The sequence below is a fragment of the Photobacterium sp. GB-56 genome (assembly GCF_003026105.1).
Classification (GTDB): Bacteria; Pseudomonadota; Gammaproteobacteria; order Enterobacterales; family Vibrionaceae; genus Photobacterium.
Genome location: NZ_PYNW01000011.1, coordinates 1 through 23,303, shown reverse-complemented (window position 1 = coordinate 23,303; position 23,303 = coordinate 1). Strand labels below are relative to the sequence as shown.

Here is a 23,303-nt window from a genome sequence, read left to right as displayed (position 1 = left end):
CATGGGTATGGAATCACAGAATATTATTCGTAGTTCTGCGACATCATCGCTAACGCCTTCACCTGATGCGCGTAAACGCCAAATTCAGGTAACAAAGCTTATCGATGTAACGTGCTGTACTGGCTGTAAAGGCTGTATGGATGCGTGTAGCGAATGGAACAACTTGCGCGGCAAAGTAGGTACCTTTGAAGGTACCTACCAAAATCCGCCAAATACAACCGCTGAAACATGGACCACTATCCACTTCAAAGAAATTGAAGAAGATAACAAGTTCAAATGGTTATTCAGCAAACACAGCTGTATGCACTGTTCTGATCCTGGCTGTTTAAAAGCCTGCCCTGAACCTGATGCTATCGTGCAATATGAAAACGGTGTTGTCGATTTTAACTCTGAAAAGTGTGTCGGTTGTGGTTACTGTATTGCGGGTTGTCCATTCGACATTCCACGTATGAACCCAGTCGATAACCGTGTTTACAAGTGTACTTTGTGTCTTGATCGCCTACAGGCAGGTCAAGTGCCTTCATGTGCAAAAACCTGTCCTACAGGTGCACTACGTTTTGGTGAGCGAGAAGAAATTCTTGAATACGCTAACCAACGAGTGGCTGCACTGCAAGCCAAAGGTCACAAGAATGCGGGTATTTACAACCCAGCTGGTGTGGGCGGCACACACGTGATTTATGTGTTGCACGATATTACTGATCCTGAACGTTACGATCTGCCAAAAGATCCAAAGATCAGCGAAACAGTGAAATTGTGGAAAGACGATGTGAAGCCACTTGCAGCAGCAGGTTTAGTGGGTACGCTTGCGTTGGCAGCGATTCACCGTGTGACTGTTGGTCGCAGCCGTGTTGCGGAAGAAGAAGGAGATGAAAAATGAGTTTGAATAAAACAATTTTACGTCATAAGCCTTTAGATCGCGTTGTGCACTGGACGGTAGCACTAACGGGTATCTGGACTCTATTGTCTGGTTTATCTTTTATGTTCGCACCATTGCACTTCCTTAGCTATGTCTACGGTTCACCGCAACTTGCACGTATTTTGCACCCATTCGGCGCAATTGTGATGACAATCGGACTTGCGTTTTTAGTTGCACGCTACTGGAGCCATAACCACTTTGAAAAAGGTGATCTCCAGTGGATGCTAAAAGTTAAAGACGTCTTAACCGAGAACGAAGAAAACGTACCAGAAGCTGGACAATACAACGCAGGTCAAAAAATGATCCTACGTCAATTTATTGCTTGTGGTCTGATCCTTCTTGTTACCGGTTTGATTGCATGGCGTGCCTACTTTGCGGCTTACTTCAGCATTGATGTCGTTCGCATTGCACTGATTGTTCACTCAATCACAGCCATTGTTTTTGCTCTTAGCCTGATTATCCATGCTTACATGGCGTACTGGGTAGAAGGCTCTATCGATGGCATGTTAGAAGGGAAGGTTTCTCCTGCTTGGGCGAAAAAACACCACCCTCGTTGGCTACGTTCGCTAACTAGCGGCAAAAACCAACACTAACAACATGATTAAAAGCGGTAAGCCTGCACTTACCGCTTTACCTTTTTATACCAACCAAGGTTTACTTTGGTTGGTATTCTTGTCATTGGAAAACAGCATGAGCGTTAAAATTCTAGATAAAAATACCATTATAAAACAAAAAAGTGATGGCTTTACTCCGTTAATTATTGGTGATCCTGCAACCATTTTTTCAGCTCGTGCCGAGCGTTTACGTGCACTGGCTAAAGACTCTTTCATGGCAGATTACCTACTATTAGCCGGACAAATTGTTCAACAACAAGCGCGATTGGCCGAAGACTTTGCCCAACCTGTTGCTAACTTCGTATCAGAAAATGCTTTAACTTGGCCGCTATCTTTAGATCAAGCTTGGTTTCCAATCTTAGAAGCCATGTTAGCGCAATTAACCACCTCATTACGTTTAGTTGCATCTGACGACATCGTAAAAGTGATCGATTCACTTCAAGATCTTGATAGCGACACCCTACACCATTACTTCACCGCACTTCAGCATAACCAGCCTGAGCGTGTACCTGCTGATCTTGCTATTTTGCTATGGGCTTGTATTAATACATTCACCAGCCTACTTGTAAAAACCACGGCACTAGAGTGGCAACCCGAGCCCAATGTAAAACAGCATTTCTGCCCTCTTTGTGGTGGTGCGCCAGTGGCAAGTTTGATTAAAGGCAGTGGCCACCGTTACTTGCATTGCAGCCAATGTGAAACAGAATGGCATCGTCTTCGTGCTGAATGTACCCAATGTGCGGATGGTGAAAATATTCATCTACAAAGTGAAACCCTAGAAGATGCGGTACGTGCTGAAACTTGCGGTCACTGTAATAGCTACCTCAAGATTTTATTTTTAGAAAAGCAACCAAACCTTGATCCTATCGCAGACGATCTTGCGACATTAGTGTTAGATCATAAGCTAAACCAAAACGAATTATACCGTAATGGATTTAACCCATTCTTTTTACCACTAATACAGTAATACTGAGAGCGATATGACAGCCCAAGCACTCTATGCCCACTTACCCAGTGTTGATCTGATTTTAAATCACGAATTACAACAGCCTTTGATCCATCAATTTGGTAAAGAGCACATCACTACGCTTGTTCGTCAATTATTAGATCAAGCCCGCGAGACAATTCGAGATCAACAACAATTACCTCAGTGGCTGACACTTAATGAGTGCGACGGGCTGGCACTATCGCAACAGAAACTTGCACGTATAAATCTGTTTTCTCATCATCTCGCGCAATCGACCCTGCCTTTACAACATCAAGGGCAACGTCGTGTTTTTAACTTAACCGGTACTATCTTACACACCAATTTAGGTCGTTCGCTGCAAGCAGAAGCTGCAATAAAAGCGGTGACAGAGGTGATGCGTTTCCCTTCGACTTTAGAGTATTCTCTCCAGCAAGGTAAACGAGGCCACCGCGATCAAGCCATCAGTGAACAACTGCAACAGCTCATTGGTTGTGAAGATGCGTGCTTAGTAAATAACAATGCCGCTGCGGTACTGTTAATGCTAGCCAGCCTTGCCAGTGGAAAAGAAGTCATTGTATCGCGTGGTGAGTTAGTTGAAATTGGTGGCTCATTTCGCATTCCAGATGTCATGCGACAAGCAGGGTGTCAGCTCGTTGAAGTCGGTGCCACGAATCGCACTCACTTGAAAGACTATCAACAAGCGATTAATGAAAATACCGCGTTACTGATGAAAGTACACACCAGTAACTACATGATCCAAGGCTTTACCAGCGCGGTATCTGAAGCTGAACTCTGTGCGTTGGGACGCGCAATGCAAGTACCAGTGATCAGCGATTTAGGCAGTGGGTCATTAATCGATTTAGCCCAATACGGACTACCAAGCGAGCCGATGCCACAAAAGATGCTGCAAGATGGCATTGATTTAGTGAGCTTTTCTGGCGATAAATTACTCGGTGGACCACAAGCTGGGATCATTGCTGGGAAATCTGAACTCATTGAACAGCTGCAACATCACCCACTTAAACGTGCACTTCGCTGTGACAAGATGACCTTAGCTGCCCTTGAAGCAACATTGAATTTATACCGTCATCCAGAGCGTTTACCTTGCGATCTCCCTACGCTGTCGATGCTAACTCGCAGCCTTGATACGCTGACAGATTTGGGGGAACGTCTAGTGCCTTACTGTCAGCAATTGGTTGGTCAGTACTTTACAGTAACGGTGATGCCTTCAATGGGGCAAATAGGCAGTGGTGCGCTACCCACCGAACAACTTGAATCTGTCGCGTTATGTTTCAGTGTTAACAATAATCAAACATCCTACACGCTTAATGATCTTGCCGATCTTTTAGCAAGCGGTGAGATCCCAATTATCGGTCGTATTCACCATGACAAACTGTGGTTATGTTTACGTGGGATCAGCCATGAACAAGATTTCATGACTCAGCTTGCTCAACTTTCACTTTCTAATGCTAATCACGAATAACAAAGAACTAATAACGCCACTTTATGATAATTGCCACCGCTGGCCATGTTGATCATGGTAAAACCCATTTACTTCAAGCCCTAACAGGCACCAATGCTGATCGCTTACCAGAAGAGCAAAAACGTGGGCTAACCATTGATTTAGGGTATGCGTTTATGCCCTATCACTCACAGCAAACGCAACAACAAGAAACCCTCGGATTTATTGATGTACCGGGTCACGAGAGGTTTCTTTCCAACATGCTCGCCGGTGTCGGTACAGCCCATCATGCGATGCTGATTGTCGCAGGTGATGAAGGCATGATGGCGCAAAGCTATGAGCATTTAGCCATTTTGCGTTTATTGGCGATGAATAGCCTAACAGTGGTGATCACAAAATCAGATCTCACTACCTTAGAGCAACAACAGCAGTTAGAAGCACAACTCACTCAACTCTTATTTCAACAAGGTTTTACCGAGCCAACAATATTTCATTGCTCCGCGTTTACTGGTGATGGTATTGATGTACTTAAAGCTCACTTAATCGCTTTAGCTGACAATGAAAAACAGCAACAAAATGATTTAGGCTTTCGTCTTGCCATTGATCGTGCTTTTCACGCAAAAGGGGCAGGATTGGTTGTTACTGGGACGGCATTAAGTGGCAGCATAAAGGTCGGTGATAGCCTGAATTTTGTTAGCCATAACAAACTTAAGCAAGGTCAAACACAGGCAAAAACTGTCCGTATAAAAGGTTTACACGCCCAAGGAAATACAGCGCAAACGGCAACAGCAAACCAGCGTGTAGCGATGAATATCGTTGGTGACATTGATAAGGACGAGCTTAGCCGTGGCGACTGGTTAATCAATATTGTGCCCGACGCAGTGATCAATCGCGTAACGATTACACTGGCTGCCAATACCGATATTAAACACTGGCAAGCAGTACAACTTTTCCATGCTGCAGCCCATACCACTGGTCGTATTGCGCTACTTGAAACAGATAAGGCGAAGGGAGGCGAGCATGTACTGGCTGAGATTACCTTCGATAGTCCATTATGTTTAGCAGAGCAAGATCGTCTATTACTGCGCGATCCCGCTTTAAAAACAAACCTTGGTAGTGGCGTCGTCATTGATTTGCTACCACCTAATCGTGGTAAGCGAAAGGCAGAGCGTTTAGCTTATTTAACCCAACGTGCAGAACTTGATTCCCTTAAAGATATTATTGCCTTTAAACTTGCCAATAAACCACAATCTATCAGTGAGTTAACGTGGCAGCATCAAAGTCAGCACATCGAACAAGTCGCAAGTAGTCATGTTGAAAATGATATTACCCAGTACGGTGATTTCCTTTGTACTTCTGCGTATCAAGTACAACTACAACAGAACATCATTGAAAAACTCGCGTTATACCATCAACAAGAAAATGACCACATCGGCTTAGGTAAAGATCGTCTTTATCGCATTGCAGCACTCAACCAACCTGCTGCTATTTTTAATGAGCTGTTGGCTCAGCTATTAGCCCAGCAAACCATTATCAATACTCGTGGTTGGTTACACCTTGCCAGCCACCAGCTACAACTCACAGAGCTTGAACAAAAAAGCTGGCAGCGCATTGCCCAAATCATGCAGCAAAGTTCAACCCCTTGGTGGGTGCGCGATCTCGCCAATGAATGTGATTTTGATGAAGACGAATTGCGTGCTCTAAGCTATAAATTGGCACAACTGGGCTATATCTCTGCGATTGTTAAAGATCGCTATGTAAGCCACGACTATTTGATCTCGATTGCTAATCGTGTCCGTGAACATATTGAACACCATCAAAAACTTGAAACAGCAGAGTTTAGAACGATTAGTCTACTAGGACGAAAAGTCGCCATTCAGATCTTGGAATATTTCGATAAGATTGGTTTTACAAAAAGGAAATTTAACTATCGCGAACTGCGAGATGAAGGTTTACTGAAAGGATAAACAAATGAAGTGGCGGAAGAACATAGGAGTCGAACCTACCCAGGACTGCTGGCAGCCCTACCCGGATTTGAAATCCGGACGCATCACCGGATACGCCGTTCTTCCTCATTTGTGTGATGTATTTTATGCATTAAAGGTATAGTTATCAACTGCTATCACCATATTTCAGGGATAGCAGTTGTTTTTTAAGAACAACTGATTAAATATCAAGCTACTTCATTTGCTGATCTAAATTTAAAATAGTGAGCGCGTTACTTACACTGGTTGCTAATACATCAACAACCCCAGAACGCAGTGCGCCTAATAATGCTAAGGCTTTACTATTCTCTGCTGCCGTTACCACAACAGTTGGAATATTTCGTAATTCTTCCATGGTTAAACCAATAACACGATCGCTCATCATGGTATCGGCTTGTTTTCCATGGCTATCAAAAAAGTCATAGCCCGCAATATCACCGACCACACCTTTACGAATTCGCGCTTCAACAATTTCTTGTGGTGTGAACCAACCTAACTTCACCATATGGCTATTTTCATTCATATCGCCTACGCCAACCAACGCTAAATCAGCACGACGAGCACGATCTAAGGTTTCTTTTACCGTGCCATTTTTCATAAATGCTTCTTTCACTATGATGTCGTCAACATAAGCGGGGGCATACAAGGTTTCACTAATACCATCATATTTTTTCGCCAATTGGCGACAAATGTGATCGGCATTAATGGCATTGCCTGAACGGTGTGTACCACCAATACCAGAAACAAATCGACATTTACGATGCGGCACAACACCAACATGATTAGCAATAGACGCGATATTACGTCCTTGCCCAACCGCAACCACCATATCATCAGTTAATGTCGTCGTTAGGTAGCTCGAAACCAGACTTGCCACTTGCTGACGTTGGGTTTCGTCATCAGGCTGATCGAGTGCAACCAATGCGCGCTTTAAATTAAAACGCTCAATCAATTGCTGTTCTAATTTTTCACTAAAAACAGGGTGATATTTAACGGTAATTTCCACTACCCCTTCATCACGCGCACGACGAAGTAAACGACCGACTTTAGCGCGAGACATACCAAAGCGCTGAGAGATCTCTTCTTGAGTAGCACCATCCTGATAATAAGCAATAGCGATCTCGGTAAGTAAATCACTGTCTACATGGTTACTGTCAGTACTGCTTATGCTCATTTTTGTGCCCTTTGTGTGGATAACCGATTTATTTATATTATCGGTTTATTCTATCACTGAGCAGAACAAAGCAATACTGACTAAACTCTCACATTTAGACGTGTACAGCTTTCACTCATAAAAACAGCACAAAAGTGAACGTGTTTTTTACCACCTATAGGCCAACTCCCAACGCCACATATAACAGTATGATATATAAACACTTAATATCACGTACAGCTTTTTACCTTAAATGTACCAAAAGCTAAAAAGGCTGCACACAATTCATTACGCACTCATCGCTTCATCCACCAGTACTATCGGATAGCCTTGCGAACACTGCTCTACTCGCCCTTTGACACCATAAGCGTTACGTAATACCTCTGCTGTTAACACTTGCTCTCCTTTGCCCATAACGACTACCCCATCAGGACTGAGGACCAACACTTTATCGCAAAAACGTAATGCTAAATTTATGTCATGGATCGCGACAAGACCCATGCCACCAGTGTACGCCAAATTTTGTTTTACAGCCTGAAGTACACTAATTTGCCAATGCAGATCTAACGCACTGGTTGGCTCATCAAGTAATAATAATCGAGGCTCTCGAATCAGCACTTGCGCTAATCCGATCATCTGTCGCTGCCCACCTGACATTTGTGCAAGTTGTTTAAGTGCTAAATGGGTTATTCCTAATTGGGAAAATGTTTTTTCAATGATTTGCTCAATATAACTTTTACTCAGTTCGGGTTTTACCGCGCGACAAGCACTAAATACAATTTCATAAGCAACAAGGCTAGTTGCCTGAGGCAGTGTTTGTGGCAAGTAACCGATTCTTCTGGCACTTTCGCTAAGGGCTAACTGACTTAATATTTCACCATCAAGAGACACATCACCTTGATATTTTTGTAATCGCGCGATCGCTTTGAGCAATGTCGATTTACCTACTCCATTAGGGCCGAGTACCGCCACCAACTCACCATTTTGGATCGGCTCAACAGAAAGTTGCTCAATGATCTTTTGCTGACCATACCCCGTTGTGAGGCTATTAATATTTAATGACATTACAACTTCCCTTTACTCGATAAAATAAGGCTCATGAAGAATGGGATACCAATTAATGATGTTACGATTCCAATTGGTAAAATCACTCCAGGGATCAAGCTTTTACTCGCGATGGAAGCCAGCGATAACAACAATGCACCGGCAATGGCACTCCCCGGAAGAAAAAAGCGATGATCTTCGCCTAATAACATTCTTGTTATATGAGGACCGACTAACCCAACAAAGCCAATTTCCCCCACAAACGCCACAGCGACAGCCGTTAATAAGCTCACTCTCAACAACACCATTAAGCGCATGCGCTCTACGCGAATACCGATACTTCTTGCTTGATCTTCTCCCGAGCGAATCGCTGTCATCGCCCATGCTTGACGCATAGAAAGCGGGAAACACACCGCAAAGACAAGTGCGACAATCAACACTTTTTCGTTATTTGCTCGCACCAAACTGCCCATGGTCCAAAACACTATCTGTTGTAAAGCATTACTGTCTGCGACAAACATTAATAAACTGACTAAGGCGTTAAGGGCAAAAAAGAGTGAAATACCAAACAAGATCACGGTATTAACCGATGCGCCTTGGCTTCGTGATAACACCACCACCAAAAGTGATGCTAAAAGCGCAAAAGCAAAAGCAAACAAAGGCAGAATGTAGTCAAAGCGAAACGGTAACCACGACCAATCAAATAAGATAGCAACCGCCGCGCCTAATGTTGCAGCCGCACCAATGCCTAAGGTAAACGGACTCGCTAACGGATTATTTAAAGAGGTTTGCATTTCAGCCCCCGCTAACCCTAATGCCGCACCAACAACAATGGCCATTAAAGCGTAAGGGATCCTGACATCAAAAATAATCACTTGTTGGACGGGATCGAGTACTTCTGGCTGAAAGAGCGCAGAAAAAATATGGTTTAAGCCAATTTGAGACGGGCCGGTTGCAGTATCAATAACCCATGCAATGACAAGTGCTATCGCCATCATACTTAACAAGAGAATTCGTTTAATCACAAAGCGCCGATAACGCTGTGACAAACTGGTTGTTTGATGGTTTTCATCAACACTTAATGTGGCTGATTTCATGATATTTCCTTTATCTTACAAAGCCAAAAACCGGATAACAGTGACGTCATCCGGCTCATTGAATTAATTAAAACAACACTAATATTTAATTTATAACGCCATCCAATAGGTACCATTAAGAGGCACTGGCTGATAATCACGATATAGTGTTTCTAATGTTTTTTGTGGTGATAGCTCAGCAAACGTTTTGGGGTAGGCCCATTTAGCAAACGTCTGAATAGCAACAATATTGAGCGGCGTATTATAAAAATGGTGCCAGATAGAATAAGCCCGTTTATTTTTCACTGCGGTTAATTGATTAAGTGGCGGTCGTTGAGTAATGGCAGCCAAAGACTGGTGTGCTACTTTGGCACTAATACTGGTACCAAGAACAATATATTGCGGTGCTTCTTTTTGAGTCTGGGTTGAGCCAACAGCAGTACCAATATAAATGTCAGGCTGATGCGTTAATAAATACTCTTGATTTAATACGCCCACAGATCCCGGAAGTAGTGGCTGTGCCATATTCTTCACCCCAATAAAGTCAAGCATTTGAGCAACCATACCCCGAGCCATGGTCTCACAACATTCACCGTTAACACCTACACGACTATGAAGAAAGACTGTCGGAACATCTTCAGGTTTTACCGTTGCAAGACCTTGCTTCACCTTATCTAATTCTTGGTTATAAAATTGAATATAGCTTTTCGCTTGCGCTTCTCGACCCAGTACTTTGCCCATAACTTCTAGGCTGCGTAAGGTATTTTTCACCGGCTCTTTGCGAAAATCGATAAAGACGACCGTTACACCCGCACGCTCTAAAATTTCAATAATTTCGCTATTTCGCGCATTAGGCCCATGACCTTCGACACCTAAAAAAGCCACATCCGCTTTAAGCGCTAATGCGGTTTCTAAACTAAAACTCTCCGTTGCGCCTTTACCAAAAAGAGGGATATTATCGATGTCAGGAAATGCGGTTTGATATTGTTGATAAGAATCAGGATCGACTAACTTCATGTCTCCCATCATACCGACAATACGAGATAACACTTGATCGCCTTCTAAAATCGCTAACGCGGGAATATAGCGACTTTCACTTAACAGTAATCTTTCCGCAGGTTGGGATATTACGACTTCTCGCCCAGCTAAATCCGTTACAGTAATGCTTTTCGCTACACTGTGAGTACTACATAACACCAAGCAAACACTGAGCAGAGCAATAAGACGATTTTTTATTGATAGAAATTGCGGCATAACTTTCCCTTTGATCACATTCACCTAGCCTTAAACGAAAAAAGGAGAGACAGACGTCCCTCCTTGTTCATTTATTTAAAAGGCATACGCAACATTAAATCGGATATCACGACCCGGCTCGCGTGGTGCACTCGCAATAGCGTTTACATCACCGTAGCTAGCATGATCACGATAATCTTTATCAAAGAGATTTTTAACTGCCAGAGAGAGTGTTAACTCTTCACCCGATAATGGTTGCCACTGGCTGTAAATATCATGAACGGCATAACCTGGCTTTTCACTGTAGTTAGTGACGTACTCTTCACCTTTATAGATTTCAACCACTTCTACTGCATCATCAAGACGAGCAACATAGCGACCTGTATAACCAATTAACAAGTTATCAAATACATAGTAATTAATATCCGCAACCCATGTATCACCTGTCGAGGTACCAATACCAAAGTTCTCATCAATTAAACGTTGACCATCAAGATCCGAGAGAGAGTGATTGAAGCTTAATGACATACTTAAATCATTGAAGGTGTAGCCAGCACGCGCAGTGAAACCTTTGGTTTCTAAGTCGCCTTGATTTTTCGCACTCTTACCGACCACATCGTCAATTTTATTAATGTACGCCGTTGCTGATAGATTTAGACCGCCGTTTACCCAGCTAGCCCCCACTTCGGTATTATGTGCTCGCTCTGCTTTACGGTTTGGATCTAACTCAATATCAGTCATGAATGAATCTGGGATCTGGGCGCCACGGAAAGCTTCTGCGTAACCGGCATAAACATTCAAACCCGGTATAACGCTGTAGTTCAGGCTAACATTAGGGCTAAAGCCTGAATGATCGACTTCTGTACCGTAAGAATCTTTTAATTTATATGTATCGTAACGACCACCAACACTTAATAGTAGCGGCTCAACAATACGGAAATCACTCTGTACATAGACGCCTGCAACAGTGCCTTTAAACTCATAAGTATCTGGGCTATAAGCTAAGAATGTGCCATCTGTTATATCTTTACGGTAATCAACACCATACGTAACAGCAAACAAGTTAAAGCTACTCGTGTTACGAATATCACCACCATAGCTGTGTGTTTTCGCGATATTATTTGTTTCACGAGGTACGTCTGGACGACTCTTATGCTTTAGCTCAGTTTCGGTGTTATATGCGGTAACATCAAGATCAAGGTATGGGTTATCAGCAGGATTTAAACCGTAATTCAGCGTGAAAGTATCTCGGTTCATCTCTTGGTCAAGCGGGAAATTCTTTCTACTTTCAGCCCAGTGAGGTCGGAAGTTACGATACGCTTCATCACCGCGGTGATCATAACTTAAAGTGATTTTCTGCGCGTCAGTAATATCACCAACAAGTTTAATAAAGCCAACTTTGTTTTGTGCTTCAGTAAACGGCTGCTCGTTACCATCGCCATCTGTGTAGTTACCTAAATCGCTATACACCATAGTAGCAACAACGCTTACGTTGTCAGTAAGGTAACCATAGCCGCTGACGCTCGTTTTATATCCTTTCGTATTATCATAGTAGCCCGCCTTCACTAAGCCACCAAAACGTTCGTCACCTTGCAACATATCTTCAGCATCTTTGGTTTTAAAACGAATCGCACCACCCAGTGCCCCCGCACCATCTGTCGCACGTCCAGCACCCGCCGCAACTTCAACTTGTTTCAATAATTCTGGTTCTATTGATAAACGCCCTTGGTGGTGAAAAATATTGCCTGATTGAACAGCACCATCAATAGTCACGTTTAGCTGGCTATCTTCTAAACCACGAACATAAATCTTTTGAGCAACACCAGTACCGCCACCGATGCTGACTTCGGGATCTGTGCGGAAAATATCATTGATATCGTTGGCTTGTTGTCGTTCAAGCTGCTCAGAATCAATAAACACTTCTGTCGCTTGTAATGGGTTACCCATTACAACCATTTTTTCATGTTCACCTTCTGAGTCGGCAACCGCAATTTGTGTAAACAACGCACTTGAGACAGCAACCGTTGTCGGTAGCAGCTTGAATTTGCATCCTTTCAACATCTTAATTTTCCATTGTTAATGATAATAATTATCATTATTTTGCTTCTACGCACTAAGATGTAAATGCTTTTTACAATTGTTACAACCACACAACTAATTAATTACTATGAAAAAAGCCCTTACCTTTCGATAAGAGCTTTTTCCTTATTAACTAAAACTATAACCAACGCCATGAGCCGTTTTCAGCCGCTCAACTGGCATACCTGCCGATACTAATTTTCGTCGAACTCGGCTTAAGTGCATATCTAAACTGCGGTCATATAAGCTAAACTCACGTGACAATACCTGTCGGTATAAATAGTCTTTACTCAATACTTGATTTTGTTGAAAAGCTAATGTCCAAAGTAAATTAAATTGAATTGGTGTCATTGATAATGTGGTTTCTTTATAACTTACCGCTAAACTTTGCTTATCCATTTTCAAATCATCAACAATTAATAACTTGGTTTTATTTGACGGTAATTGCCGCTGCTGAATACGCCTTAAAATCGCAATAACACGACACAAGACTTCCTTAATCGGCTGTTTACGTGGAATGTAATCATCTACACCATGGAAAAAACTGTTTACGCATTCAGTATCGCTATAGTTATCCGCTAATAAGACAATAGGAATGTGAGAAACTTGCCGGCACTGTTTTAAAAACGTAAACCCTTTCATTTCAGGTAATTGATTAGAGACCAGCATAAGATCTACTGTCGCATTTTTATAAACGTTTTCAGCTTCAAGTGCAGATTGGCAACGTTTGATCACAAAACCTTCACGCCAAAACAGTTCAATTAACTGCTGACCATAATTATGCTCAGGTTCCACAATTAAGATTGTTCTTGAATGATGGACCTTATCTATATTCATGCCAATCCCTAGCTAAGTATCTGTCACTTTATTGATAATAGTTATCACTATCAGTTAGGTAACTGATAGTATACGAGCGTTTTTTTATAATCAATGCCTATTTATCGAAATCAGTTAAATAAAAATTAAAACTAAAACAGTAATTCAGCCTGTTTTATATTCTCACCAAACCTATCTAATGCTTTTTTGTCATTTATTAAGATTTGCTTTACATTATTACCGAACCACTCAAGTGATGCGGTTGTATTTTTATTTCGAGATAATCCATCAATAAAATGTTGATAATCTAATACCCCCTCAAATAAAGGTGTCATTCCTTCACGGCTACCTGCTGGCGAATAAACGTTATCAGGTGAAAACACGTTTAAATATTCTCGGGAAGCGATATTTTTTAAGTGGTAATGATCGACATAATCACTAATTTGATTGTGAAAATAATTAATGTCAGCACCAGATTCCCAAACATGTAAGCTGTCAAAATTAATTTTTAAAGCCGGATGGTAAACCTCATCTAAAAGCTGCAGAATCGATTCTGTCGTATCCGCTAAAGTATTGGGATGGGTTTCAACAAGTACATTTAACCCTTGGTGATGCGCGTATTCACAAATATGACGTAGTCTTGTAACCAGCTTTTCTCGGTCATTTTTATTAACCTTATCGCTGGCTTGATGCCCTGCAAAAGTACGTATTTTATTTGTGTTCCAATAGTTCGCTAACTTACAAATATGCGCACACTTTTGTTGAGTGACTGTTGGGTCACCCACTAAGGGTAAGTAATCACTTAGCATCGAAATCGAGAGTCCCATTTCCTTTAACCATTGAGCATCATATTGAGGTTGTGACTCCAGACTTATGGCATGTACCCCCCAAAGCTCGATACCTTGAAAGTCATGGCTTCTTGCCCATTGCGCTAAGTGTTCTAATGACATTAATTGATGACGAAACGAAATAGTACAAATAGATAATTGCATATCAGCAAGCCTCCATAACAGAATCACACGGTAAGTCGTTTAATTCACACCAATCGGAATACATATCAAATAACCCTTTCTTAATACGCTTTTCTGTTCTGTCTTGCTTATCCAACAAGTATTGAATACCTGTATATAAATTAAGATCTTTGGTTTCTGCCATTTTCATTACTTGATACTGAATACTGGTATAGGTCTGGATTAATTCTTCAATCACATCACACCAATATTCAAAATCATCATCACTTTGACCTAACGCTCTGCCAAAATAAGCAAAGCCATGTTCGTAAGCATATTTACGCACCGCGATAACTTTTAATTCACGTAAAGCAAGTGGGAGATCTGACAAACTAATCCCCTGCGTTTCATCAAGGTGAGCTTGGATAATTTCACGAACGGCATTTGTTAGCGGGTTTTTATCTTCAATAAAGCAAAGCTTGAAATAATCTTGCACCACATGTAACGGCGCATCGTGCAGAGCATTTTCATTAAAAATATACCCTCCCTCAACGGTCGGCTGAGAGATCGCATTTTCAATGCGATCTTGTGAAATTTCACCTTGCCAACGAAAGTCAGGATCCCACATCATCCAGTGCTCTGGCGTCTCTGTTTCCGTCAACATAACGTAATGGGGAAATGGGTTCTGATTAAATTTATTTTCACGCTCAGGAAGGTGATAAAGATCGAGCATCACCATCAAGTGCTCTGAGTTCGATTTATTACCAAGTAACGCTCTCATGGTGGCTAAATTCGCGAGCTTGGTTTTCTCACTGTCATACCAAGCGATAAGCTCGCCACCAAACAAACGTTGGTACCAATCAATAAATAATTGGTGATTAATGTCGTCACTATGGTATTGCAGTTGGTAGCGCTCACTTACATCAAACGTCGCATCCCATACCGCAAAATAAAATGGTCGATGATCAATGCCTTTGCTCTTTAACGCTTCACATACACAACTAACAAAGCAATGTACTTTTACATCTTCAAATTCAACCTCAGGCTCTTTCGGTGCGAGCTCTGACTCATTGTTAACTTGGCATAGGAAATCGGCTAGGCTCGCAACTGTCGCATAATCTGCAGCTGTAATATGTTGCTCTGGTACGGTCAATCCTAAATCGAGCTCTAAATGTAAAATAAGCTGAAGTATTAACACTGAATCTAAATACAACTCTTCATTCAACTTTGCTGATGGACTAAAAAGCGCCATATGGCTATTTTGCATATTTTCTTCAAGCACTTTTTTGATAGCTTGGATCATCTCTTCGCGCTGCATTTTTCTTCCTTAACCAATCGCTGCAATTGAAACACTACTTTGTGAAAGCGCTTTTCGATTTATCTTTCCGTTTGCCGCTTTTTCGATAATCTCGCGCTGCTCTATATCAACGGGTAACTGGTGATTCGCTAAACGCGTTCCACACCATTGACGAATCCGGCTTGGTTCAATCATTGTGTCAGCCACAAACTGCAAACACACACGCTCACCAGATAACTCATCGGCACGCTTAAACACCACCGCATCTGTAATTTCAGCCAATTCCATCACAACGTTTTCCACATCTTGTGGATACACATTCAGCCCAGAAACATTGATCATGTCATCGCTACGGGAAACGAAACATAACTGCCCTTGCACATCAAAAAAACCAAGATCTTGAGTATTAATATCAAGCTTATTTTTGGATACGATGATCTCTTGCGGGGAAGTGACATCACTCCCTGCTGATACCCTTAAATGTGGAAGTGGAAAGCCCATTTGATTGGCATATTCAGGATTTTCACAGACGGCAATACAACCGGCTTCAGAACAACCGTATTGCTGGAATAAATACTGACTTCGTACCTTTATCGCTTCAAACCAGGCTTGCGGTAGCACCGTTCCTGACGTCATCACAGCATGTAGTTGTTCTTGTTTGGGATAGAGCTGTACGAGGGAATGCAGTAAGTTTGGTGATGAATAAAGCAAGTGCTCACTATTCTCTAAGCATTTTCTCAATAGGTATTTAGGATTAATGTTGGTTATGATCACAGGCACTAAACCACGCTTAAGCGCGACAAGTACGCCACAAATTAATCCATAAGAGTGAGTAATTGGACATGCAATTAAAGGGGTCATGGACTGAGGTGCTGTAAAGGTTGTCACATAACTTTCAATTTCTTCATCAATAGACAACCAAGAGCGAGTGATCACTTTCGGCTCACCAGTTGTCCCAGAGCTAGTTTGTACTAAAACCGCTTGTTGATCTTTATCTTCTCTTTTTAGCGTCAGTCCCGTCTGCTCAATATCAAAAATAACGATATGACAGTTTGCTTTGTCTGCTAAACGCTTTGCCGCTAAACGCGGAGTCGTGGCTAAAATAGGATAAAATGAACCACCATTTCTTTTTAAATATAAACAAAGTGCTAGCAACTGAGCAGGATTTTGTAGGCACACGGCAACACGTTTTCCTGCACAGTCTTTTAACTGAGGGTGCGCTGAAAATATTTGGAAGCACTGTGAGAAAAAAGCACTATCGATATAATCATCGTTAACGTAAATCATAATATCCCTATTATTTAAAAGCGCACGAAAGCGCATTCGACACGATATGGTGACACTCTTGTTTCTTAGCCTGAAATTTTCGAGCTAATAATGATTCTGTTGCAATTGAAGTAGATTGGTAATCGAGTTGAGCTATCCGATCAGCGAGCTCTGGATGCGCTGCACTGTATTGTTCGAGCTTATTCTCAACCAGTTGCCAGAACTGCCTTTCCGTTCCACCGTAATGCCATTCAATAAGGTGAGAGACCTCTGCAAGGTTATAAATGAATAAGGTATCCATCACTAATTCGCGCAGCAGCTCTACCGAACTCATGGCATAAAATATATCTAGAGGTGCCTTGGCTAAGGTTGGTTCTAATAATGCTAAATCAGGTGCTGGAAACTCAGTACTAAGGAACGCAGAGTGGTATTCGACACTTTCATGAAAATCACGAATAATAATCTTTTCAGGCCAACCATTGCGGTGAACCAATACCATGTTTTGTCCGTGCGGCTCCGTTCCCACCCCATACTTGACCAATAAGTGCCAAATTGGGATCACTGCCACCTCGATAAGTTGCGAAAGCCACGGTACTAAGCCATATTTATCAATCCAATGATCAATGAATGGCTGACCATCTTGCTCGACCATCATCAACGCATTAAATGGTACCGCCGTTTGCTCAGGTGATAATTTTTTTTCTAGGCTTTCTCTAAAAATAACCGCCAGTTGGTCACTTAAAGGATCACACTCCACCGTTTTCCCAAGCGGTACATAAATCCCGCCCGCGTATTCGGCTAAGATGTCTAATCCTGACAACTCAGGATCTTGACTAACAATGGTTTCAAGCCATGTTGATATCTCTGGTGCCAAGCAAACGGAATAACCAGCTAAGGTCCGCTTAGAAGAGGTGTTCACCATATTCAATGGCAATTTGATATTGGCTTTTGCTTTATTCGTCACATTGAGTAAAGTTCTGACCGATTGCGAAGCAACATATTGGTCTCCTAACTCTCCCAAATCGATAATAATTTTCTGATCAAGTAAAGATGGAAAATCTTCTTTGTGTAATTGACGCCACTGCCAAGGATGAACAGGCAATAAAGCATACTCCTGCCAGTTACCTTGCTGCTGAGATAAAATAAAACTCAATGTTTGCCAGTGATCTTGATCTAATTCACTAGACCAAAAACGATCATGCTCATCAGGTAAATGTGAACGAAAATGTGTTCTTTTTATCGCGATCCAGTGCAAACAAAATGATTCCCCAGCTTCAGGTCCATAACATTGATGATCAAGAAAGTTAAACCCTGTTCGCGCTTTAAAAGAGGGGTGATAAGGATGTCCTTCATCAAGTTGTGCTTCCAACTCAATAAAACTTGCCTGCCGACGTGAATCACGAGCTGGAATATTGTCTTGATTCCAGCGACACAAATTGGAGGTTTGTTTAAACTCTTCGATAATAGATAACTTAACTTGCTCAAGGGCAGGCAAATCTCGAACAATATCTTCCCAAGATTGCGAGATAAGCTGAGGCTGACCATCAATCGTTAAGGTTGAAATATCTAAACGATAACGCCCAAAAGCGCCAATATGACCACGAACGTGATAATGCTTTTCCGCCATGATCCAAGTAAACGTGTTGTAACCATTCTCAGAGCCAACATCAATTTCAACCAATTGTTCAAACATGATAGCTTCAAAAATTTGCTTAATGATTCTCTGTTCAGGTTCTAGCGTAAGACAATTAGGCAATGGCATCTGATACCTCCTTTTTCTGATTTGTGGTATCAGCTGTTATAAATGGATTATCGATGTAGCAATAAATCGCCTGTTCGTTCTCAACCATTAATTCATCGACATCGTGGACACGTGTCAGTAAATTCGCTTTCATTGCCCATTGCTTATTTGTCAGTAATTGCTCGACAAATAATTTACCGCCACCCAGTAATGATTTATGTAATGCGGTGAGCCGTTGCTTAACAAAATTCAGTAATAAAGCTTCATCAATAATATGATCAGCGCCTAGTCGACCAATAATCGAAAAGAGATGGTTGATCATTAAATAATAAGTGAATCGCTCACAGATCATTTCATCATCAAAATACAAGTCATGAACACGGCTAGATTCAGGCTCCATACCTTCTAAATAACTGCGGTAGCTTTTTGATAAATAGAAACCTTGGTTATCTCGGAAATAATAATTCGATGGATAACCAGTCTCTAATTGAATAACGCTATTTTGTTGGTGTGCTTCTAACGCAATGCCATGCTCATCATACAAACGGATCATAGGATCTATCGCACAATCCCAATAGCGGGCAAACCATCGCATCGCTACATGAGATTCAGAGCAATGCTCTTTCGTTGCCAACTCAACAATAATAGAGGCTAATAACGATGCTTGATTTGGCAGCGGATCTTGTGTCAATGCAGCAATAGTAAGAACATCCTGATCTTGATCCGCCTGAAATGGATTTTCTCGAATAATCGTTTCAAAACCACTTTCTTCTCGCTCTGGTAATAATACGGTGACGTATGCAGGATCTGTCACAACATTAAAGCTAGGATAATCACCACTAAATCCCGTCTTACGATATAACCCAGCCATAACTACGCCAGCATCAAGTTCATGACGTTTATTTACTCTAAGAGAATTCGTAATTTTTACAGGTATCGAAAACTTATACATCCAAGATAAATGCGCACTGTATAGCGATCTCACAGAGGACGTTGCGGTGAACTTACAACCATGCTGTCCGCTATCAATAATTAGCCCCTGAGTCATTAAATCCAGAATAGCAGGATCATGTAATAATTTTTGCGCTTGCAGCGGATGCATAGGCAAGACTATAAACTCATCTGAAATTTGTAAGTCTGCGGTTTCGAGAGAAGAAGCAATGATCTCTTCAGCTGAAATTGATAATGCTGAGCGCTGGCAAATCAAAGAGCGGGCAACATTAAAGTAATGAAGTGCAAACTCCCCTTTTAATTCAGGCGCATAATATTGATGATGAAAATCAAGCATCCCTTGACGACTTTTAGGCGTCGGATGTTGCCAATGTCCAAAAACTAAACTCTGTTCAGCATCAATAAAACAGCGAGAAGGCGGTGCATTTTTTGTCATATTTTCCGCCAAAAAATACTCCATGAGCGACATACTTTCTAACAGGCGAATCAATAGTTCCTGTTTTTTCAGTGACATTGTCTTTTGCTCAAAAAATGAATCTAAAAGCGTAATTGCAGCTTCTTTTTCAGAGCTGTTATACCAATTTTCATCATTATTTTTTAACCAGATATCACCAAAAGTATGGCGACCAACAATGGTTTTATAAGTCACTTCAACGGCTATAACTACATGTTCTATAGGTAAGTTTATTTCAATAATCCACTGACACGATGGTGAACAACATAATTCATTTTTCTCCATCCACGCATCAACTCGGTACCATGAATCTTGCTTACATTCTTTTAAGTAACAATTAAAGAGGGCCTGAAATGAAGCGACTTCAGCTATTTTTTTTGCTGTTAACATCATGTTGAACCGACTATTTATTGATAAATAAGAAATTAATTAAAGATTCTTAATGATATTAATTCTCATTTCAACAATGATTACATTTGTTACACAAAAATGTATGCAGCAGCAAAACGTGGCACTTCAACGCTCGTACTTATGATTGAAACGCTTCAAAATGGACATTAAGCTCATTCATAAAACATAAATTCATGACGTATAACAAGGTCACTCAGGGCCCTATCATTAGTACTTTTTTCCTGTTTGCTTTTCCTGCACTCATTGCATTACTTGCTATTACCACTGCAAGTTTGGTCGATGGGATCTTTGTAGGAAAATATCTAGGTTATGAAGCTTTAGCAGCTATCAATATTCTTATTCCTTACATCACATTCATGTTTGCATTGGGTCTAATGGTGGCTATTGGTGGGACAGTAACTGCAGGAAAATTTATCGGAGAAGGAAACTATAAAGAGGCTAATGGTATTTTTACCTTATCGTTAATCTCTATTTTTTTATTCGCTACCTTGATGGCGATTATTAGTTTATTTTTCAATGAGACTTTATTTTTATTTCTTGGTGTTGATGAACAATTAACCCCCCTTACTCAAGCTTACTTCCAAGTAATATCAGTCGTACTCATCATTCAACTAACCACGATGGTTTTATATTATTTTGTACGCGCAGATGGCTTTCCAACGCTAGCAACATCAGCTTTAGTCTTGGGCTCTGTCGTTAACATCATGCTTGATGTTCTTTTTCTTGGCTATTTTCAGTGGGGAATTCAATCGGCCGCTTGGGCAACAGGTATAGCACAGATAATACAGTTATTAGTGCTCTGTACTTTTTTCACTAAGAAACAAAGATTAATTAAATTTAAGCTCTGTTATTCAAGCGTGAAACCTTACTTCAGAGGGCTACTTAATGGGATTTCAGAATATATCAATGAAATTTCTGTTGGTATTGTTATTTTCACTATTCATTGGCTATTGATGAAAGTGCAGGGCAATACTGCTATCTCAGGCTTCGCTGTCGCAAACTATATGTTATTTATTAGCATGATGCTGTTTTACGGCATTATCGATGCTCTTCATATACTGGTAAGCCAAAACTATGGAGCAAAAAATTTCACACGCATCAACCAATTCATGCTTTTAGCTACCGTTACCGTGATAAGTATTAGTACACTATTAATAGTAAGCGTACTGTCAGGATCAGATTCAATAACGAAGCTTTTCATTGATAATACAGAGTCTGACGCCTATAAATTGGCATTAAGTTACATTGGCGTTATATGGCCCTGTTTTATCTTTAGCGGAATAAATGTCTTACTATCTTGTTATTTCACAGCGATGCATTGTCCTCTTCAATCATCTATTATCGCTTTATCAAGAGGGTTAGTTTTACCTGTATCACTGCTTCTACTCTTCACAAATTTTATTCCAAGCATCCCGTTTCTTTTTGCTTTACCTATCGCAGAATTAAGCACTTTTATTATTGCATTAACGCTTTACCTTCGTTTCCAATACAGCATAAAACACAAGTCTAAGCTGGTAACTATATGATGCTTATCAATAATCAGCCATACAAAAAAGCTCTACTGAGATCTTAAATAAGTGGCCGAGAGTGCAAGACTTGCCTAAGCTTCGCAATAAAAGCTTAACTACACACTATCATTTCCACTTTCTACAGACGAAAAAAAACCTCGCTATTACTAGCGAGGCTTCTTAATAAGTGGCGGAACGGTGGGGACGCCTAGTTCGGGCTTGCGCTCAAGCGGGACTCGAACCCGCGCCCCCCGGCGTGACAGGCCGCTAAGCTCTCCAATAAAGAGGCTAACCAACTGAACTACCAACTCACTCAAATACATTTAACTCATTTATTCCAAATGTAAAAAAACCCTAGTCTTTCGACTAGGGCTTAATATAAGTGGCGGAACGGTGGGGACGCCTAGTTCGGGCTTGCGCTCAAGCGGGACTCGAACCCGCGCTCCCCGGCGTGACAGGCCGCTAAGCTCTCCAATAAAGAGGCTAACCAACTGAACTACCAACTCACTCAAATACATTTAACTCATTTATTCCAAATGTAAAAAAGCCCTAGTCTTTCGACTAGGGCTTAGTATAAGTGGCGGAGCGGACGGGACTCGAACCCGCGCCCCCCCGGCGTGACAGGCCGCTAAGCTCTCCAATAAAGAGGATAACCAACTGAACTGCCAACTCACTCAAATACATTTAACTCATTTATTCCAAATGTAAAAAAGCCCCAGTCTTTCGACTAGGGCTTAATATAAGTGGCGGAGCGGACGGGACTCGAACCCGCGACCCCCGGCGTGACAGGCCGGTATTCTAACCAACTGAACTACCGCTCCGACGAACATGGATGTTCTAATATCGCGAAGCCATGGATGGCTAAGAGCGATAACACCACATGCGATATCCATAGTTCAAATAGATATCTATTTTTTTGCTTTCGTCTTTTTCTTAAAAAGATGAAAACGAATTGGAAGCCTGGCGATGTCCTACTCTCACATGGGGAGACCCCACACTACCATCGGCGCTATTACGTTTCACTACTGAGTTCGGCATGGGATCAGGTGGGTCCATAACGCTATGGTCGCCAAGCAAATTTGGTTTTATTTATTGTCATCGACAATAAATAGCAATCTGGGAAAAGTTAACTAGTGTTCTCTACACGTTCAAGTGTACTTGGAGTCCGCGTTTCTCTTGACGAGATAAAAACCCCTTGGGTGTTGTATGGTTAAGCCTCACGGGCAATTAGTATCGGTTAGCTCAATGCCTCACAGCACTTACACACCCGACCTATCAACGTTGTAGTCTTCAACAACCCTTTAGAGACCTTAAAGGTCTAGGGATGACTCATCTTGAGGCTCGCTTCCCGCTTAGATGCTTTCAGCGGTTATCGATTCC

At 41.5% G+C, this 23,303-nt stretch carries 17 protein-coding genes, 2 tRNA genes and 2 rRNA genes; 6 read left to right on the top strand and 15 right to left on the bottom strand.

Annotated elements, in window-relative coordinates:
• The first annotated feature begins 1 nt into the window (after position 1).
• The 5 genes from fdxH (at position 2) to selB (ending at position 5,926) form a co-directional block, all read left to right on the top strand.
• On the top strand, positions 2 to 877 hold the full coding sequence (gene fdxH, locus C9J42_RS14820; RefSeq protein ID WP_005369414.1) for a formate dehydrogenase subunit beta: 876 nt from the start codon (positions 2 to 4) through the stop codon (positions 875 to 877).
• Positions 874 to 1,509 carry a formate dehydrogenase subunit gamma gene (locus tag C9J42_RS14815; RefSeq protein ID WP_005369417.1) on the top strand — a complete coding sequence of 212 codons (636 nt, stop codon included), beginning with the start codon at positions 874 to 876 and terminating at the stop codon, positions 1,507 to 1,509. Before fdxH ends, C9J42_RS14815 begins: the two co-directional genes overlap by 4 nt.
• A 97-nt stretch (positions 1,510 to 1,606) precedes the next feature.
• Positions 1,607 to 2,497, top strand: coding sequence for a formate dehydrogenase accessory protein FdhE (gene fdhE, locus C9J42_RS14810; RefSeq protein WP_107206455.1), 891 nt, complete (start codon positions 1,607 to 1,609; stop codon positions 2,495 to 2,497).
• 13 nt (positions 2,498 to 2,510) lie between these two features.
• A complete protein-coding gene (gene selA, locus C9J42_RS14805) occupies positions 2,511 to 3,980 on the top strand; it encodes an L-seryl-tRNA(Sec) selenium transferase (RefSeq protein ID WP_107290910.1) in 1,470 nt (489 codons plus the stop codon).
• Between the two features lie 23 nt (positions 3,981 to 4,003).
• Positions 4,004 to 5,926 (top strand): selenocysteine-specific translation elongation factor, encoded by a 1,923-nt coding sequence (gene selB / locus C9J42_RS14800; RefSeq protein ID WP_107302105.1) that lies wholly within the window; start codon positions 4,004 to 4,006, stop codon positions 5,924 to 5,926.
• Positions 5,927 to 5,936: 10 nt separating this feature from the next.
• Here the strand turns inward: selB and C9J42_RS14795 are convergent.
• The 12 genes from C9J42_RS14795 to C9J42_RS14740 all read right to left on the bottom strand — a co-directional run bounded on the left by C9J42_RS14795 (position 5,937) and on the right by C9J42_RS14740 (position 20,397).
• Positions 5,937 to 6,031: transfer RNA gene (locus C9J42_RS14795), tRNA-Sec, on the bottom strand.
• A 106-nt stretch (positions 6,032 to 6,137) separates the two neighbouring features.
• On the bottom strand, positions 6,138 to 7,118 hold the full coding sequence (locus C9J42_RS14790; RefSeq protein WP_005369422.1) for a sugar-binding transcriptional regulator: 981 nt from the start codon (positions 7,116 to 7,118) through the stop codon (positions 6,138 to 6,140).
• A 267-nt stretch (positions 7,119 to 7,385) separates the two neighbouring features.
• Complete coding sequence (locus C9J42_RS14785; RefSeq protein ID WP_107302104.1) at positions 7,386 to 8,162, bottom strand: ABC transporter ATP-binding protein; 777 nt, start codon at positions 8,160 to 8,162, stop codon at positions 7,386 to 7,388.
• Positions 8,162 to 9,238: an iron ABC transporter permease gene (locus C9J42_RS14780; RefSeq protein ID WP_005369426.1), complete on the bottom strand. Its 1,077-nt coding sequence runs from the start codon at positions 9,236 to 9,238 to the stop codon at positions 8,162 to 8,164. Before C9J42_RS14780 ends, C9J42_RS14785 begins: the two co-directional genes overlap by 1 nt.
• Positions 9,239 to 9,328: 90 nt before the next feature.
• Positions 9,329 to 10,471: an ABC transporter substrate-binding protein gene (locus C9J42_RS14775; RefSeq protein WP_233220748.1), complete on the bottom strand. Its 1,143-nt coding sequence runs from the start codon at positions 10,469 to 10,471 to the stop codon at positions 9,329 to 9,331.
• A 75-nt stretch (positions 10,472 to 10,546) separates the two neighbouring features.
• Positions 10,547 to 12,511, bottom strand: a complete 1,965-nt coding sequence (locus C9J42_RS14770; protein WP_107247350.1) for a TonB-dependent receptor domain-containing protein — start codon at positions 12,509 to 12,511, stop codon at positions 10,547 to 10,549.
• Positions 12,512 to 12,658: 147 nt separating this feature from the next.
• Positions 12,659 to 13,366, bottom strand: coding sequence for a response regulator transcription factor (locus C9J42_RS14765; protein WP_107205939.1), 708 nt, complete (start codon positions 13,364 to 13,366; stop codon positions 12,659 to 12,661).
• Positions 13,367 to 13,497: 131 nt separating this feature from the next.
• Positions 13,498 to 14,337, bottom strand: coding sequence for a sugar phosphate isomerase/epimerase (locus C9J42_RS14760; protein WP_107247349.1), 840 nt, complete (start codon positions 14,335 to 14,337; stop codon positions 13,498 to 13,500).
• A gap of 1 nt (position 14,338) precedes the next feature.
• On the bottom strand, positions 14,339 to 15,613 hold the full coding sequence (locus C9J42_RS14755; RefSeq protein ID WP_107302102.1) for a DUF6005 family protein: 1,275 nt from the start codon (positions 15,611 to 15,613) through the stop codon (positions 14,339 to 14,341).
• Positions 15,614 to 15,622: 9 nt separating this feature from the next.
• The gene (locus tag C9J42_RS14750; RefSeq protein WP_107302120.1) at positions 15,623 to 16,879 is read right to left on the bottom strand and encodes an AMP-binding protein; all 1,257 of its coding nucleotides are present in this window, start codon (positions 16,877 to 16,879) and stop codon (positions 15,623 to 15,625) included.
• Positions 16,880 to 16,889: 10 nt separating this feature from the next.
• Positions 16,890 to 18,620 carry an IucA/IucC family siderophore biosynthesis protein gene (locus C9J42_RS14745; RefSeq protein ID WP_107302101.1) on the bottom strand — a complete coding sequence of 577 codons (1,731 nt, stop codon included), beginning with the start codon at positions 18,618 to 18,620 and terminating at the stop codon, positions 16,890 to 16,892.
• Positions 18,607 to 20,397, bottom strand: a complete 1,791-nt coding sequence (locus C9J42_RS14740; protein ID WP_107302100.1) for an IucA/IucC family siderophore biosynthesis protein — start codon at positions 20,395 to 20,397, stop codon at positions 18,607 to 18,609. The genes C9J42_RS14745 and C9J42_RS14740 overlap by 14 nt, the downstream gene beginning before the upstream one ends.
• Positions 20,398 to 20,588: 191 nt before the next feature.
• Here C9J42_RS14740 and C9J42_RS14735 point away from each other — a divergent pair, with 191 nt between their 5' ends.
• Complete coding sequence (locus C9J42_RS14735; RefSeq protein WP_107302099.1) at positions 20,589 to 21,941, top strand: MATE family efflux transporter; 1,353 nt, start codon at positions 20,589 to 20,591, stop codon at positions 21,939 to 21,941.
• Positions 21,942 to 22,667: 726 nt separating this feature from the next.
• On the opposite strand, the gene C9J42_RS14730 is transcribed toward C9J42_RS14735, so the two are convergent.
• From C9J42_RS14730 to C9J42_RS14720, 3 genes are all read right to left on the bottom strand, one after another.
• Positions 22,668 to 22,744, bottom strand: a tRNA-Asp gene (locus C9J42_RS14730).
• Between the two features lie 137 nt (positions 22,745 to 22,881).
• Positions 22,882 to 22,997 (bottom strand): 5S ribosomal RNA (rrf, locus tag C9J42_RS14725).
• Between the two features lie 132 nt (positions 22,998 to 23,129).
• Positions 23,130 to 23,303 (bottom strand): 23S ribosomal RNA (locus C9J42_RS14720); the annotation flags it as partial.